The sequence below is a fragment of the Gluconobacter vitians genome, assembly GCF_015244565.1.
Classification (GTDB): Bacteria; Pseudomonadota; Alphaproteobacteria; order Acetobacterales; family Acetobacteraceae; genus Gluconobacter; species Gluconobacter vitians.
This window is the reverse complement of record NZ_JABCQG010000007.1, coordinates 51,263-66,605: the sequence shown is the minus strand read 5'-3', so window position 1 is coordinate 66,605 and position 15,343 is coordinate 51,263. Positions and strand designations below refer to the sequence as shown.

Sequence of the window (15,343 nt, the reverse complement as noted above, 5' to 3'; positions counted from 1 at the left end):
AGAATATCCTCAGTCTGCTGCGTCGGCGGCTTCCGAAACCGTGTTGGCTGCCGGACGTCCATTGACGCGGACGCGAGGCCCGCGAGCAGGTTTTGCACCCGTGGAGATGCGCTCCATCTGCTGCTGGACCTGTTCCTCGTAGCCGTATTCGGCCGGGCGCTGGTTGGCGAGAGAGATTTCCGGAACCATCGGCTTTTCGGTCTCGGGACCAAACAGGGCGACCTTGGCGATGTGCCAGGGACGGGCCACTGCATCCATGACAGCCGTGGACTCGTAACCGGAATGCACCATGCAGTCGGCGCATTTCTCGTAAGCACCGGTGCCGTACTGCTCCCAGGCGGTATCGTCCATCAGTTCACGGAACGTCTTGGCATAGCCTTCGCCGAGCAGATAGCACGGACGCTGCCAGCCGAAGACCGTGCGAAGCGGCTTGCCCCACGGCGTGCAGTGATAGTTCTCATTGCCGGCCAGGAAGTTCAGGAACAGCGGAGACTGCGTGAAGCGCCACTTCTTGCCCTTGCCGAGGCGGAAGATGTCGCGGAACAGCTGCTTCGTCTTCTGGCGGTTCAGGAAGTGGGCCTGATCGGGTGCACGCTCATAGGCATAGCCCGGAGCGGTCATGATGCCGTCGACGCCCATGGCCATGACTTCGTCGAAGAAAGCTGCGACGCGTTCCGGAACGGCACCGTCGAACAGGGTGCAGTTGATGGAAACGCGGAAGCCGCGGGATTTCGCCAGACGGATCGCTGCGGTCGCACGTTCGAAAACGCCTTCCTGGCAGACTGACGAGTCATGCATCAGCTGATCGCCGTCGAGATGCACGTCCCAGGAGAAGAACGGGGAGGGCTCGTAATCGTCGAGCTTCTTCTCCAGCAGCAGACCGTTCGTGCACAGGTAGACGTATTTTTTCCGCCCGATCAAACCTTTGACGATCTGGGGCATTTCCTTGTGCAGGAGGGGTTCACCACCGGCAATTGCAATGACAGGAGCGCCCGCTTCCGTGTCGGCATCCAGGCATTCCTGAAGGCTGAGACGCTGGTTCAGGATCTGCGCCGGGTAGTCGATCTTGCCGCAGCCGGCGCATGCCAGGTTGCAGCGGAACAGCGGTTCGAGCATCAGGACCAGCGGATAGCGCTTGCGGCCCGTGAGGTGCTGCTTGACAACGTACCGTCCGACTCGGACAGCCTGCATCAAAGGAACGGCCATTATAATCCTCTGGTTCTAGCCTCCGGAGGGTGCACCCATAGGGCGCCCGGGGCCTTGCACATCGTGGATGGGCCCGTGGCTGTCTTCCCTGTCCCGGCTTCGGAAAGTCGGGAAACATGAAGGACCATCGAGCATTAGATTGACTGCCTATAGACCCATTGTCGTGTTCGCCTCAATGTCAGGCTGCATAATTCGCATCAGGCCTGTGGCTAATCGAGCACAGATGGAACTATGGATGCCAGAACTTGATGCAGGGAACTTGATACAATGTGTCATGAACCTGATCTTTATGCCCAGAACTGTCTACAGGACGAAAGCACGATCATGATTTGCCGTTTTTCCCCGAAAGTGACTCTGTCCCTTCTGTCCGCCTGCCTCCTGACGGGGCCTGTCGCCATGACGGCGCTTTCGCCGGTAGCACTGGCCCAGACGGCACCTGCTGATGCGACGTCGGCCGTGGCACCGATCTCTGCGCTGTATGATGCTCTGAAAACGGCCCAGAAAACCGGAAAAACCGCCCAGCAGCGCGCAACGATGATCGCCCCTGCCGTGGACCGCGCCTTTGATCTCGAAGCGATTCTCCGTCGCTCGGTTGGCGTGCGCTACAACAGCCTGAGCCCTGCTGACCGGACCCGTCTGCTGGGATCGTTCCGCCAGTTCACGATCGCGCGCTATGCGTCGTCGTTCAAGCCGGAAGCCCAGGCTGCTTTTACCGTTTCTCCGCAGACCCGTCCCAACCCGACCGGTGGCCAGATCGTGGATACGACGATCGGTGGAACCGACGGAAGCGGTGTCACGCCGATTGACTACATCATGACCAATGGTGCCTCGGGCTGGCGGATCACGGACGTTCTGCTCAACGCGCATATCAGCCAGGTTGCTGCCCAGCGCGCCGATTTTGGTGGTGCCCTCAGTTCGGGCGGCGCCAGCGGTCTGGCCGATCATCTGGACAGCAAGACTGCCCACTTCCTGCATGACTGAGTCCGGTTCCACGACGGCACCCTTTCCCAAAAGCGTTCGGGAAGGGTAGAAGACCGTCGTGCCCCTACCTCTTACGATCGCGGCCGGTTTCTGCGCCCTTGTTTCTGCCGCCGGCAATCTGCAGGCGCTGGCCGGTGCGACACTGCTCGCCCGGTTCCGCCGCACGGAACGCAGTGCTGATGAGGCCCTTCGTCTGTCGGATCGGGCGTGGCCGGCGGTTACCGTTCTCAAACCGCTGCACGAAAACGAGCCATTGCTGGAAAATGCGCTGGAAAGCGTGTTCACCCAGGACTACCCGGATTTCCAGATCGTCTTCGGTGTCCAGAATGCCGAAGATACGGCCCTGCCAGTCATTGAACGTCTCCGGAAACGTTATCCGCGGGTTCCGGTCAGTGTCGTGATCAATCCGCAGGAGCATGGTCCGAACCGGAAGGTTGGAAATCTAATGAACATGTACGGGGAAGCCCGTCATGACATTATTGTGATCTCCGACTCGGATATTCATGCCAGTCCGAACTATCTGCGCCATGTCGTGACGAGTCTGGAAGAGGCGGGGACAGGTCTGGTCACGACCCTGTATGCAGGCCGGCCGGCTGCCGGCACGCTCGTGCAGCAGATCGGCGCCTGCCAGATCAACCACAATTTCCTCCCTGGCGTCATGATGTCCCGTTTCCTGGGGCGGCAGGACTGTCTGGGAGCCACGATGGCCCTGCGTCGTCAGACCCTTGAAGACATCGGTGGCCTTGAGGCGCTGGTTGACCATGTGGCTGATGATGCTGAACTGGGTCAACTGATCCGGGCGCGCGGGGAGAATATTTCCATCGCGCCGACGCTGACCCATACGACCGTGGGCGAACATTCACTCAGCGATCTTCTGGCCCATGAATTGCGCTGGGGGCGGACGGTCAAGAATGTTGCGCCCGTTGGCTACGGCCTGTCCGCGATCCAGCTTCCCCTGTTCTGGGCGGTTACGGCGGTGCTGTTCCGTCCGAATGCCTGGTGGACCTGGTTCATGCTGCTCCTGACATGGCTGGTCCGTGCCCTTGGAAGCCGCATCATGGATCGTGCAACGGAGTGCCCGCTGCCGGCCGCAATCCCGCTTCTGATCGCCCGTGACTGGCTGTCTGCTGCCATTATGGTGGGCAGTGCGCGCGGATCACGCGTTGCATGGCGGGGCAGAACGGTCCATATCGCCCGAAGAAAACGAAATTCCGCGTCCTGCGCCACCTCGTTCCAGGCCGGCGCCACCCACAGGAGTGTCCGATCATGATGAGAACCCTTTTTCTCCAGCCTCCTTCCTTTGACGGCTTTGATGGTGGCGCTGGCTCCCGCTACCAGGCGAAGCGTGAGATCAAGTCTTTCTGGTACCCGACCTGGCTGGCCCAGCCGGCCGCACTGGTTCCCGGATCGCGCCTGATCGATGCTCCGCCGGCGAAGATGGGCATGGACCCCATTCTTGAAGACGTGAAGAACCGTGACCTCGTGGTCATGCACACCTCCACGCCGTCTTTCGCTTCTGACGTCCGCGTCGCCCAGATGCTCAAGGATGCGAACCCCAAGCTGATGATCGGCATGGTGGGTGCGAAGGTCGCCGTCCAGCCGATGGAGAGCATGGAGAAGGGCGGTCCGATCGACTTCGTGGCCCGCAACGAGTTCGACTTCACCATCAAGGAAATTGCCGAGGGCAAGCCGCTCGCCGAAGTGGATGGCATCACCTGGCGCAACGAGAAGGGTGAGATCATCGCGAACAAGGATCGCGCGATGATCGAGGACATGGACAGCCTGCCGTTCGTGACCGAGGTCTACAAGCGCGACCTGAATATCAACGACTACTTCATCGGTTACCTGAAGCACCCGTACATCTCGATTTATACGGGCCGTGGTTGCAAGTCGCGCTGCACGTTCTGCCTGTGGCCGCAGACGGTCGGTGGCCATCGCTATCGCACCCGCAGCCCCGAGCATGTGGCTGCCGAAGTGCGTCTGGCCAAGCAGTACTTCCCCGAAGTGCAGGAATTCATGTTCGATGATGACACCTTCACGGACGACCTGCCGCGCGCTGAAGCCATCGCCCGCGAAATGGGCAAGCTCGGTGTCACCTGGTCCTGCAATGCCAAGGCGAACGTCCCTTACGAGACCCTGAAAGTTCTCAAGGAAAACGGTCTGCGCCTGCTGCTGGTCGGTTACGAGAGCGGTAACCAGCAGATCCTGCACAACATCAAGAAGGGCATGCGCGTCGAGACCGCCAAGGAATTCACGCGCAACTGCCACAAGCTGGGCATCAAGATCCACGGAACCTTCATCGTCGGCCTGCCGGGCGAGACGAAGGAGACCATCCAGGAGACGATCGAGTTCGCCAAGGAAATCAACCCGCACACCCTGCAGGTCTCCCTGGCCGCGCCGTATCCGGGCACGTTCCTGCACAAGCAGGCGACGGAAAACGGCTGGCTGAATGAGGCGGAAGCCGAGCTGATCGATGAGAGCGGCGTCCAGATCGCACCGCTGCACTATCCGCACCTGTCGCACACGGAAATCTTCGAGAGCGTCGAGGAATTCTATCGCAAGTTCTACTTCCGCGGCTCCAAGATCGCCTCGATCGTCAACGAGATGGTTCGCAGCCCGCAGATGATGAAGCGCCGTCTGCGTGAGGGTGTGGAGTTCTTCCAGTTCCTCAAGGACCGTCACGCCGCCTGAACGGTGCGCTTCTGACCGGATACTACCCAGGGGCCATGGCAGATGTCATGGCCCCTTTTTCGTGAGACCAGCCATGACATCCAGCGCCCTTCGCCGCGCCATCGTATCCGCCGACGATTTCGGCATGAGCCTCGAAGTCAACGAGGCCATCGAACAGGCCCATCGCAACGGTATCCTGTCCACGACCAGCCTGATGGTTGCGGGCGATGCCGCCGAAGATGCTATCCGGCGGGCGAAGACCATGCCGGATCTGAAGGTTGGGCTGCATGTCGTGGCGATTGAAGGCAAGTCCGTCCTCGATCTCCCTGCCATCACGGATGAGCAGGGCTGGTTCGGCCGCAACCAGCTGCGTCTGGGTGTGGAGTATTTCTTCTGTCCGCCCGCGCGTCATGCCCTGCGCCGCGAAATCGAAGCCCAGTTCCGGGCCTTTGCCGCGACCGGGCTGACGCTCGATCATGCCAACGCCCACAAGCACATGCATCTGCATCCGACCGTGGGGCGCTTCCTGATCGTGTCCGGGCTAGAGCATGGATTGCAGGCAGTCCGCTCGCCTTTCGAGCCGCCGGAGCCTGTCGAGGCCAACGATACGCTGGGAGACCGCGCCCTGCGTCACTGGATCGGCGTCCTGCGTCACCAGATCCGCAAAGCGGGGCTGAAAACCAATGACTGGTGTTTCGGTCTGCGCTGGTCCGGCCACATGACGCCGGACCATATCCGCGGCCTCATTCCGCGCCTGCCGACTGGCACGAGTGAAATCTACTTCCACCCCGCCACGGCCCAGAACGCCATGATGAAGCGCTTCATGCCGGGCTATGAGCAGGAAGGTGAGCTGGCCGCCCTTCTGGACCCGACTGTGCGGGCGTCATTCGACCGGTATGGTGTCGCTCGCATCGGCTGGGCCGATCTGTAAGACCGACCCTGACCGACGGGGCAGGGCGAGGCTCAGGCCGTCAGCGTGAATGCTTCGGTCGGACGTGCGCCGTAACGGGTGATGATCTCACCGGCGGCCTGGTTGCCCAGTTTCGCGCAGGTCACAAGGTCATGCTTCTTACTCAGACCGGCAAGGAAGCCTGCGGCGAATGCGTCACCGGCGCCCGTGGTATCCACGACCTTCACTTCGGTCGTCGGCACGTCATGGCGCTCTCCGTCGCCAATGACGACCGCGCCCTTCTCGCCACGCGTGATGACAGCCAGCTTCGTCTCGGCGGAGACCTGCGTGACGGCTTCTTCGAAATCCGTGACTTCGTACAGCGCCAGAAGCTCGGCCTCGTTGGCGAACAGGATGTCCACGTGACCGGCCACGAGTTCGTGGAAAGCCGCGCGGTGACGTTCCACGCAGAACGTGTCGGACAGCGTCAGGGCGACCTGACGGTTGGCCTTGCGGGCCAGACGGGCAGCGTGTTCGAAGGCTTCCTGGGCCTGCGGCTTGTCGTACAGATAGCCTTCCAGATAGGTGATCGCCGCATCGGCCACGACGGATTCATGCACGTCCTCGGGCGTGAACTCCGTGCAGGCGCCGAGATAGGTGAACATCGTGCGCTGGCCTTCCGGCGTCACCAGAACGATGCAGCGTGCGGTCGGGGTGCCATCGGCGGCTGGCAGCGGCTCGGACGGGAAGGTGATGCCCTGCTCGCGGATGTCGCGCGTGAAGTGGTCGCCGGCTTCGTCAGCCGTCACCTTGCCGAGATACGCAACCTTTGCGCCCATGCGGGCCGCCACGACGGCCGTATTCGCGCCGGAACCGCCGCCGGTCACGTTTTCGATATCGATGCGGCTTTCGATGGCATGCGCCGTAGGAGCGTCAATCAGGGTCATGCTCCCGGCAGCGGCGCCAAGCCCGTCGATCAGATCCTGGCCCACAGGGGCGAGGACGTCGACGATGGCATTGCCGATACACAGAAGGTCATGCTGGGGTGCAGACATTGGAACTCCGGTCAGGTCGCTGAAAACTTCGGAAAAAACATCTAACGGGCAGACTGCGCCATTAAATCAACACGATCATAGGTCCCCTCTGGGTTCACGCCAACTCCCGGTCCGTCCGGCGCCGTTTTCATGCGTGGCCATTCGTCACATTTATGGAAATGCGCGTCTTGTCCCGCCGGGTGGTGAGCGTGTAGCGTTGTCGAAAGGCCCGCCCTGACTGTTCCGCCCTCGCGATGGAACATACGGGAGACGTCCTAGACAGAGAGTGTTCTTTTCCAGATCCGCAGCGGGGTTTCCTTGTTCAGAAGACGCAAACCGGAAGATGAGTCCAAACCTGCAGAGAACAGCAAGCTCGCAGGACAGCCCATTTTCCCCAACCGGCCGGACGCTCCCAGCCAGACGGCTCCCGCGTCAGGATCCGGATCGCCCACCAGTCCCCAGCAGCCCAACCAGCAGAAGGACCCCGCTCCCATGGGTCGTACCCCTTTCCCGGCGCCGCCGTCCCCCAACTCTCCGACGGGCGCAATGCCGGCAGGGGCTCCGCGTCCCGGTGCGGCCGCCGTTCCGGGCGCACCGCGCCAGACTGGTCCGGAGCGCCGCACGCTCGTCGTGGGCCGCGGCATCAGCGTTCAGGGTTCGGTGCAGGACGCCGAGCGCCTCGTGGTTGAGGGCACTGTCGAGTCCAGCATGATCCAGGCGACCGAGCTTCAGGTCACGCATGGCGGCGTCTTCCGCGGTGGCGTTGAAGTCGAAGACGCGGAACTGGCTGGCACGATCGACGGGACCCTGACCGTCAATGGCAGCCTGACGATCCGCTCCACCGGCCGTCTGATCGGCAAGGTGAAGTGCCGTCGCCTGCAGGTCGAGGACGGTGGCCAGATCACCGGTCAGCTCGAAATGATCACGGACGGTGCGCCTGCCCGCCCGCTCGCCAGCGAAGCCCCGAAGGCCGAGCCGGCTGCCGGTGAAGGTGCCAGCGAAGCTCCCTGATCCGTTTTCCGGACCAGCAGAAAAGCCCGTTCCGTGATTGGGGCGGGCTTTTTTGTGTCCGGGTCCTTTCCGCAGGCGGCAGAACATCGCACAGGGCCGCCCAGACAGGAGAAATTCCATGACATTCCGTCTGCTCCCCGCAGTTGCCGCAGCTCTGCTGTGCGCACCGTTCGCTGCATCCGCACAGGGTCTTTTCGGTCAGGCTCTGACAGGCCAGACCACCCATGACATGCCTGCGTCCTGCGATAATGCGCGTTTTCTTGCGGACCAGCAGGGCCTTGAGCAGTCCGGTCCCACCCGCATCGATCTTCCCGAGCATCTATGCGGACAGGTCCTGGCCATCTCACCAAAGGCCAAGCGGACCCGCAGCGGTTGGCATGGCTATTTCTATGTTTCGGTCGGGCAAGGCGTCTCCATCCGCATCGTCTCCGATCTTGATGAGATGAACGCCCCGCAATGGCCCTGGGTTAACAAGGGCGATCAGGTTGAGGTGCAGGGCCGGTACTATTACGACAGCCTGCGCCGTCAGGGCGTGGACTGGACCCATCACGGTACGAGCCGCAAATGGCGCTGGCCCGGCTATGTCGTTGTGAACGGCACCCGCTACCAGTAACGAAAAAGGCCCGGAAGACAGTGTCTCCCGGGCCTTCTCTTTTAAAGCAGGGCTTCAGTTTGTCGCTTCGTCTTTCTTTGAAGCGCCATCCTCGCCCTTGGGCTCGTCCCGGCCTTCGATGATATCGAAGTCGAGAGCCCCGTTCTTCATACCGATCCGCACGGCACCACCCTGAGCCAGCCGTCCGAAGAGCAGCTCTTCCGCCAGCGGCTTCTTGATGTGCTCCTGAATGACGCGGCCCAGAGGACGGGCGCCATACAGACGGTCATACCCGCGCTCGGCCAGCCATTCTTTCGCGCTCGAGGAGATCTCGATCGTGACATGACGGTCGGCCAGCTGGGCTTCGAGCTGGAGCACGAACTTCTCGACCACGCGGCCCACCGTTTCTGGTGTAAGGTTGGCGAACGGAATGATCGCATCCAGACGGTTGCGGAATTCCGGCGTGAACAGGCGCTTGATCGCCTCTTCATCCTCGCCGCTGCGTACGGTCCGGCCAAACCCGATCGTTTCCTTGGACAGATCCGCCGCACCCGCATTCGTGGTCATGATCAGGATCACGTTGCGGAAATCAACGACCTTGCCGTTGTGGTCCGTCAGGCGACCATGATCCATGACCTGAAGCAGGACGTTGAACAGGTCCGGATGGGCCTTCTCGATTTCGTCCAGCAGCAGGACTGCATGGGGATGCTGGTCGATCGCATCCGTCAGCAGACCGCCCTGATCGAACCCGACATAGCCCGGAGGCGCGCCGATCAGACGCGAGATCGAATGACGCTCCATGTATTCGGACATGTCGAAGCGGATCAGCTCAATCCCGAGCGAGTTGGCAAGCTGCTTGGCCACTTCCGTCTTGCCGACGCCCGTGGGGCCGGAGAACAGATAGTTGCCGATCGGCTTTTCCGCATCGCGCAGTCCGGCGCGGGACAGCTTGATCGCAGCGGCCAGCGCATCAATCGCCTTGTCCTGTCCGAAGACCATGTTCCGCAGATCCCGCTCCAGATGGCGCAGGGTCTCGCGGTCATCGGCCGAGACGCTCTTGGGCGGGATGCGGGCGATCTTGGCGATGGCCTCTTCCACGTCCTTCAGTGTCACTGTCTTGCGGCGCTTGTTCTCGGGCACGAGCATCCGCGCCGCACCGACTTCATCGATCACATCGATCGCCTTGTCCGGCAGCTTGCGGTCATGGACATACTTGGCCGCCAGTTCGACTGCGCCACGCAGGGCTTCGTCGGTATAGCGGACCTTGTGATGCTTCTCATAGCTGCCCTTCAGGCCGCGCAGGATCTTGACCGCATCCTCGATCGAAGGCTCCGGCACGTCGATCTTCTGGAACCGGCGGACAAGCGCCCGATCCTTCTCGAAATGCTGGCGGAACTCCTTGTAGGTCGTGGACCCGATGCAGCGCAGCGTCCCGGCGGCCAGGGCAGGCTTAAGCAGGTTGGACGCATCCATCGCCCCGCCCGACGTCGCACCGGCACCGATCACGGTATGGATCTCGTCAATGAACAGGATGGCGCCAGGGGTCTGGTCCATTTCCGTCACGACGGCCTTCAGCCGCTCTTCGAAATCGCCACGATACCGCGTGCCAGCCAGAAGCGAGCCCATGTCGAGCGAATAGATCGTGCTGTTCAGCAGCACTTCCGGCACATCGCCTTCCACGATCCGCTTGGCCAGACCTTCGGCAATGGCTGTCTTGCCGACGCCCGGATCACCCACATAAAGCGGGTTGTTCTTGGTACGACGGCACAGGATCTGGATGGTGCGTTCGATTTCCTGATCACGACCAATGAGCGGATCAATCCGCCCTTCACGCGCACGTTCGTTCAGATCGACGCAATAGGTCGCCAGCGCGCCTTCCTTGGCACTTTCCTTGCGCTCTTCACGCTCGGACGTGTCCTTGGACGCTGCGGTCGCGCGTCGTCCCGTTCCACGGTCCGGAGCTTTGGCAATGCCATGCGAGATGAAATTGACCGCATCGAGTCGCGTCATGTCCTGCAACTGCAGGAAATAGACGGCATGGCTCTCGCGTTCGGCAAACAGGGCCACAAGCACGTTCGCGCCCGTGACTTCGTCGCGACCCGTGCTCTGGACGTGAATCGCCGCACGCTGGATCACGCGCTGGAAGGCCGCGGTCGGCTTGGGTTCTGTCGGGCGTTCTGCCGCCAGTCCCGCCAGATCCTTGTCGAGGAAATCGGTCAGGTCGGAGCGCAGCTTGTCGAGATCGATGCCGCAGGCCCTGAAGACCGTCAGGGCATCGTCATCTTCTGTCAGCGCGAGCAGAAGGTGTTCGAGGGTTGCATATTCATGACGCCGGTCACCTGCGAATGTCAGGGCGCGGTGGAGCGTCTGTTCGAGCGTACGGGACAGCATGTGATGGCGCTCCTCTCGACCTCTCGTAAGAAAGGTATCTTGTCGCGGAGTAACGTGTAACGCCAGTCAGAAACGCAGATGGAAACAAGAAATTATCCTGGGTCCGCGCTTTTCTGCCTGTCAGATGGATCAGTCTTTCTCGATCGTGCACTGAAGTGGATGCTGGTTCTGGCGCGCCAGATCCATCACCTGTGTCACCTTGCTTTCAGCCACTTCATACGTGAACACCCCGCAGACCCCAACGCCGCGCTGGTGAACCTGGAGCATGATGGCTGTTGCTTCGTCCCTGTTCTTGGCAAAGAAGCGCTCCAGCACATGCACCACGAACTCCATGGGCGTGTAGTCATCGTTGAGCATCAGGACCTTGTACATGGAAGGTTTGCGCGTCCGTGTCCGGGGGCGCACCACCACGCTGATTTCAAGGTCCTGATCCCCGTCTCCCGGGCCCAGTGGAGGAATGGAGTCGGGCGACTCCGGCCCCATGCGAGACATCATGCGCGTAAAAGCGACATCAGGACGGCCGTTCAGACAGGAGGGAAGATCATAAGAAGACATGACTGGTATGATATGGTGCGAATTTCCCTCTTGAGAAGGGCTGCCGGTCTTCGAAATAAGGTTTTTATGCGCCATCTGCCATGATGTTGCCTCCTTTGGCCCCTGCTTACGAAAAATTAAGGAAAGTCCTTCAAAGCTGGTGGACGGGAAGTTTTCAATGCGCCTAGAGTACCAGTAATGCAGGGCTTCAGAGCCCAGAATTGTTCCCGCGACGATATTCCCGTTCAGAGGCTGTCAGACACATGCGTTTCCCGTTTCAGAAAGCTTTTCTGTTGTGCGCCATGACAGCCATGGGTCTGGGATCGGCCAAGGCACAGTATGCGGGGCACGTTTCCAGTTACGTGATGGATGCAAAGACCGGTGCCGTCCTGTCCCAGACGGATGCGGATCTGCAGCGTTATCCGGCGTCCCTGACCAAGCTCATGACGCTGTATCTGACGTTCCGTGCCCTTGAGGCGCACCAGATCAGCCTGGACGAGCAGGTGCCGGTTTCCATTCACGCATCTGTTCAGGCTCCCTCCAAGCTCGGCCTTGTTCCCGGCACCCGTCTGACGGTGGAGCAGGGGATTCTGGGACTCGTGACCAAGTCCGCCAATGACGCGGCCTGCGCTCTCGGGGAATTTCTCGGTGGCGGCGACGAAGTCCGTTTCGCCCAGCTCATGACGCAGCAGGCCCGTGCACTGGGCATGACCAATACGACGTTCCGCAATGCCTCCGGTCTGCCGGACCCGGATCAGGTGACGACGGCGCATGATCTCGCGCTTCTGTCACAGCATCTGATCGCCGATTTCCCGCAATATTACCACTATTTCAACGTCCCATCCTTCTACTTCCATCGTCGCATGGTCCCGAATCATGATCCGATGCTGAAGATCTATGCAGGCGCGGATGGTCTGAAGACGGGTTACACTGATCTTGCGGGTCATAATCTCATCACGTCTGCTCAGCGTGGCAATGTCCGTCTGATCGGCGTGGTCATGGGATCGTCGAGCAATACCCGCCGTTCGATGGAAATGGTGGCTCTGCTCGATAAGGGCTTTGCCGATGAAGGCATTGCGCCGCAGCCGCTTCTGCATCCGGCAGCACCGTCCGGTGTCCTGATGGCGTCTGCCCGTCGTCGCGGCCGCTTCCATCAGAGCATTCTGCTTGCAGCATCCCGTCCGATGGAAGTCGCGGATGCGCCAACGGCACCGCGCCGTTATGGCCGGATTTCCCATCATGGCGCGGCTGTCCGGATGGTCAGCGTGCGTCATGTGGTTGCCCACAAGAAGCGCTCCCGGCACAGCTGATACCGAAAATCTGACCTGCCGCCTTGCGATCCAGCCCGGACAGACGCATTTTGTCCGGGCTTTTTGAAGATTGAAGGATCGGGCAGCAGATATGGACAAGCCACGGGGTATCGTTCTCTACGACCAGGACGATTTCAAACATCTGCATCGCGTCGGTCGTCTGACGGCGGAAGCTCTGGACATGATCACGCCTCATGTTCAGCCTGGCGTCACCACGGAAGAGCTCAACCAGCTGATCCATGACTTCACGATCGCTCATGGCGCCACGCCGGCCCCGCTGAATTATCGCGGCTATCCGAAATCCTGCTGCATTTCGATCAATCACGTCGTGTGCCACGGCATTCCGGGCTCCAAGAAGCTGTCCAACGGGGACATCGTCAATATCGACGTCACCTCCATTCTGGATGGCTGGTATGGTGACAGCTCGCGCATGTATGTCGTGGGCAAGGCGCCCAAGAAGGCCGAGAAGCTGGTCGATGTGACCTATGACGCAATGATGCGCGGCATTGCCCAGGTCCGTCCCGGCAACACGCTTGGCGATATCGGCCATGCCATCCAGGAATATGCCGAGGCCAACCGCTTCTCCATCGTGCGGGATTTCTGCGGCCATGGCATTGGCCGTGACTTCCATTCCGAACCGAACATCCTGCATTACGGCAGGCCGGGTGAGGGCGTGAAGCTCGTGGAAGGCATGGTCTTCACGATCGAGCCCATGCTGAACATCGGCCGTCCGGACGTGAAGATCCTTGATGATGGCTGGACAGCCGTCACCCGTGACCGCACCCTGTCTGCCCAGTTCGAACATCAGGTGGGTGTGACGGCTGATGGCTGCGAAATCTTCACCCTGTCCCCCAAAGGCTATACCAAGCCGCCTTATGGAGAGCCTGCATGAGAGCGTTCCCGCTTTTTCTCGCAACACTTCTGATCAGCGGTACGACGCTCGCCAATGCCGCGCCTCAGGCGCTCAGTTCCGCTCATGATCCGCTGGCGTTCGGCCCGGATCATGTCAGCGCCGGCATGCTGGCTTCGGGGCGTCACGGCATGGTGGTCTCGGCCCAGCATCTGGCCTCCGATGCGGGCGCGAAGATTCTGGCGCAGGGCGGGAATGCCGTCGATGCGGCCGTGGCTGTCGGATACGCACTGGCCGTGGTTTATCCCGCAGCCGGCAATATTGGCGGTGGCGGTTTCATGACCCTGCGTCTGAAAACCGGCCAGACACTCTTCATCGATTTCCGCGAGCATGCGCCAGGTGCGGCAACGGCCACGATGTATCAGGATGCTTCGGGCAAGGTCATTCCGGGTCTGTCCACCGAGGGCTGGAAAGCCGTTGCCATTCCCGGCACGGTCGCAGGTCTGGATTCCATCCTGCAGAAATGGGGGCACCTGTCGCGGGAGAAAGTCATGGCGCCTGCCATTGCGCTGGCCCGTGACGGCTTCATTCTGAATCAGGGTGATGCGGATCTCCTGCACACCTCCACGCGCTATTTCCAGAAGGACCCGTATGCCCGGGCGTTCTATCTGCGTCCCGATGGCACGCCGCTTCAGGCCGGTGACCGTCTGGTGCAGAAGGATCTGGCCAACTCCCTCGAGTTGGTTGCGAAGGAAGGTCCCAAAGCCTTCTATGAAGGTCCGATCGCGAAGGAAATCGTACGTGCCAGCACGGAAGGCGGCGGTCTGCTTCAGCCTGCCGATTTCACGTCCTATCACATCCGGCATCTCGAACCGATCCGCTGCACCTATCGCGGCTACACGATCGATACCGCCCCGCCGCCGAGCGGTGGTGGCGTTGCGCTGTGTGAGATCCTGAACATCCTGTCCGGCTACGACATGCATGCGCTTGGCCTGCACACGGCACCGTCCGTGCAGCGTGAAGTCGAGGCCATGCGCCACGCCTATTCGGACCGCCGTGACCTGGGCGACCCGGATTTCGTGCATAACCCCGTCGAGCACCTGATCGACCCGGCCTATGCCTACCAGATCCGTCAGGGCATCCCGACCGATCATGCTCTCGCGTCCAGCACGCTCAGGGCAGGCGAGCCGCTTCCCGCTCCCGTGGCGCAGGCGGCACCCGACACGCAGGAAAAGCACGAGACGACGCAGTTCTCCGTTCTCGATCATGATGGCATGGCTGTCTCCGCGACCTATACTCTCAATGGATGGTTCGGTGCGGGTGTGATGGGCGGCCATACCGGCATCTGGATGAATGACGAAATGGACGATTTCTCGTCCAAGCCGGGCGCGCCCAACATGTTCGGCATTGTGGGCTCCGAAGCGAATGCGATTGCACCGGGCAAGACGCCCCTGTCGTCGATGTCACCGTCCATCGTCTCGCGTGATGGCAGGACCGTCATGGTGATCGGCAGCCCGGGTGGGTCGCGGATTCCGACCATCACGCTGTCCGTCATTCTTGGTGTGATCGATTATGGGCTGGATATCCGTCAGGCCGTCGATCTGCCGCGAATCCACGAGCAGTGGGAGCCTTCGGCCGTCGAGCTGGAACCCGGTGCGCTGTCTGACGAGACCATGCAGACCCTCAAGGCCGAAGGTTATGCCCTGTCGCCACATCGCCCCTGGGGTGTGGCCGAAGGCATTCTTGCAGACCACCCGAGCCTGTCTGCCGCAAAGACCGGCCTGATCTATGGTGCGGCTGATCCGCGGCACATGGGCGGGGCGGCTGTCGGAGAATAAGACGGGATAATGAGGGCGCACTCTGATGATTGGGGGT

13 protein-coding genes are annotated in these 15,343 nt (G+C 61.1%); 9 read left to right on the top strand and 4 right to left on the bottom strand.

Features of this window, described 5'->3' with window-relative positions:
• Positions 1-9: 9 nt before the first annotated feature.
• Positions 10-1,206 carry an adenosyl-hopene transferase HpnH gene (gene hpnH / locus HKD24_RS07115; protein ID WP_062507969.1) on the bottom strand — a complete coding sequence of 399 codons (1,197 nt, stop codon included), beginning with the start codon at positions 1,204-1,206 and terminating at the stop codon, positions 10-12.
• A gap of 324 nt (positions 1,207-1,530) precedes the next feature.
• Between hpnH and HKD24_RS07110 the strand changes: the two genes are divergently transcribed.
• From HKD24_RS07110 to hpnK, 4 genes are all read left to right on the top strand, one after another.
• Positions 1,531-2,187: an ABC transporter substrate-binding protein gene (locus tag HKD24_RS07110; RefSeq protein ID WP_062508064.1), complete on the top strand. Its 657-nt coding sequence runs from the start codon at positions 1,531-1,533 to the stop codon at positions 2,185-2,187.
• 58 nt (positions 2,188-2,245) lie between these two features.
• A complete protein-coding gene (hpnI, locus tag HKD24_RS07105; RefSeq protein WP_194259655.1) occupies positions 2,246-3,457 on the top strand; it encodes a bacteriohopanetetrol glucosamine biosynthesis glycosyltransferase HpnI in 1,212 nt (403 codons plus the stop codon).
• The gene (hpnJ, locus tag HKD24_RS07100; RefSeq protein WP_011252191.1) at positions 3,454-4,878 is read left to right on the top strand and encodes a hopanoid biosynthesis associated radical SAM protein HpnJ; all 1,425 of its coding nucleotides are present in this window, start codon (positions 3,454-3,456) and stop codon (positions 4,876-4,878) included. Before hpnI ends, hpnJ begins: the two co-directional genes overlap by 4 nt.
• 73 nt (positions 4,879-4,951) lie before the next feature.
• Positions 4,952-5,788 (top strand): hopanoid biosynthesis-associated protein HpnK, encoded by an 837-nt coding sequence (gene hpnK / locus HKD24_RS07095; protein WP_194259654.1) that lies wholly within the window; start codon positions 4,952-4,954, stop codon positions 5,786-5,788.
• A gap of 32 nt (positions 5,789-5,820) precedes the next feature.
• On the opposite strand, the gene HKD24_RS07090 is transcribed toward hpnK, so the two are convergent.
• Positions 5,821-6,801, bottom strand: a complete 981-nt coding sequence (locus HKD24_RS07090) for an adenosine kinase (protein WP_194259653.1) — start codon at positions 6,799-6,801, stop codon at positions 5,821-5,823.
• A gap of 297 nt (positions 6,802-7,098) precedes the next feature.
• Here HKD24_RS07090 and HKD24_RS07085 point away from each other — a divergent pair, with 297 nt between their 5' ends.
• Positions 7,099-7,791 (top strand): bactofilin family protein, encoded by a 693-nt coding sequence (locus HKD24_RS07085; RefSeq protein ID WP_228124240.1) that lies wholly within the window; start codon positions 7,099-7,101, stop codon positions 7,789-7,791.
• Positions 7,792-7,909: 118 nt separating this feature from the next.
• Complete coding sequence (locus HKD24_RS07080) at positions 7,910-8,404, top strand: DUF3465 domain-containing protein (RefSeq protein WP_194259652.1); 495 nt, start codon at positions 7,910-7,912, stop codon at positions 8,402-8,404.
• Positions 8,405-8,458: 54 nt separating this feature from the next.
• Here the strand turns inward: HKD24_RS07080 and clpA are convergent, their stop codons facing one another.
• Both clpA and clpS read right to left on the bottom strand, forming a co-directional pair.
• Positions 8,459-10,774, bottom strand: coding sequence for an ATP-dependent Clp protease ATP-binding subunit ClpA (gene clpA, locus HKD24_RS07075; RefSeq protein WP_062507961.1), 2,316 nt, complete (start codon positions 10,772-10,774; stop codon positions 8,459-8,461).
• Positions 10,775-10,903: 129 nt separating this feature from the next.
• A complete protein-coding gene (clpS, locus tag HKD24_RS07070; RefSeq protein WP_228124239.1) occupies positions 10,904-11,329 on the bottom strand; it encodes an ATP-dependent Clp protease adapter ClpS in 426 nt (141 codons plus the stop codon).
• A 242-nt stretch (positions 11,330-11,571) separates the two neighbouring features.
• Between clpS and HKD24_RS07065 the strand changes: the two genes are divergently transcribed.
• The 3 genes from HKD24_RS07065 (at position 11,572) to ggt (ending at position 15,306) form a co-directional block, all read left to right on the top strand.
• On the top strand, positions 11,572-12,618 hold the full coding sequence (locus tag HKD24_RS07065) for a D-alanyl-D-alanine carboxypeptidase family protein (RefSeq protein WP_194259651.1): 1,047 nt from the start codon (positions 11,572-11,574) through the stop codon (positions 12,616-12,618).
• 91 nt (positions 12,619-12,709) lie between these two features.
• On the top strand, positions 12,710-13,510 hold the full coding sequence (map, locus tag HKD24_RS07060) for a type I methionyl aminopeptidase (protein ID WP_194259650.1): 801 nt from the start codon (positions 12,710-12,712) through the stop codon (positions 13,508-13,510).
• A complete protein-coding gene (gene ggt / locus HKD24_RS07055) occupies positions 13,507-15,306 on the top strand; it encodes a gamma-glutamyltransferase (RefSeq protein ID WP_194259649.1) in 1,800 nt (599 codons plus the stop codon). Before map ends, ggt begins: the two co-directional genes overlap by 4 nt.
• Positions 15,307-15,343: the final 37 nt, after the last annotated feature.

Excerpts from the sequence above, each read along its gene's own strand:
- hpnH (WP_062507969.1), bottom strand. The coding sequence starts at position 1,206 with ATGGCCGTTCCTTTGATGCAGGCTGTCCGAGTCGGACGGTACGTTGTC.
- HKD24_RS07110 (WP_062508064.1), top strand. The coding sequence starts at position 1,531 with ATGATTTGCCGTTTTTCCCCGAAAGTGACTCTGTCCCTTCTGTCCGCC.
- hpnJ (WP_011252191.1), top strand. The coding sequence starts at position 3,454 with ATGATGAGAACCCTTTTTCTCCAGCCTCCTTCCTTTGACGGCTTTGAT.
- hpnK (WP_194259654.1), top strand. The coding sequence starts at position 4,952 with ATGACATCCAGCGCCCTTCGCCGCGCCATCGTATCCGCCGACGATTTC.
- HKD24_RS07090 (WP_194259653.1), bottom strand. The coding sequence starts at position 6,801 with ATGTCTGCACCCCAGCATGACCTTCTGTGTATCGGCAATGCCATCGTC.
- HKD24_RS07080 (WP_194259652.1), top strand. The coding sequence starts at position 7,910 with ATGACATTCCGTCTGCTCCCCGCAGTTGCCGCAGCTCTGCTGTGCGCA.
- clpA (WP_062507961.1), bottom strand. The coding sequence starts at position 10,774 with ATGCTGTCCCGTACGCTCGAACAGACGCTCCACCGCGCCCTGACATTC.
- clpS (WP_228124239.1), bottom strand. The coding sequence starts at position 11,329 with ATGTCTTCTTATGATCTTCCCTCCTGTCTGAACGGCCGTCCTGATGTC.
- HKD24_RS07065 (WP_194259651.1), top strand. The coding sequence starts at position 11,572 with ATGCGTTTCCCGTTTCAGAAAGCTTTTCTGTTGTGCGCCATGACAGCC.
- map (WP_194259650.1), top strand. The coding sequence starts at position 12,710 with ATGGACAAGCCACGGGGTATCGTTCTCTACGACCAGGACGATTTCAAA.
- ggt (WP_194259649.1), top strand. The coding sequence starts at position 13,507 with ATGAGAGCGTTCCCGCTTTTTCTCGCAACACTTCTGATCAGCGGTACG.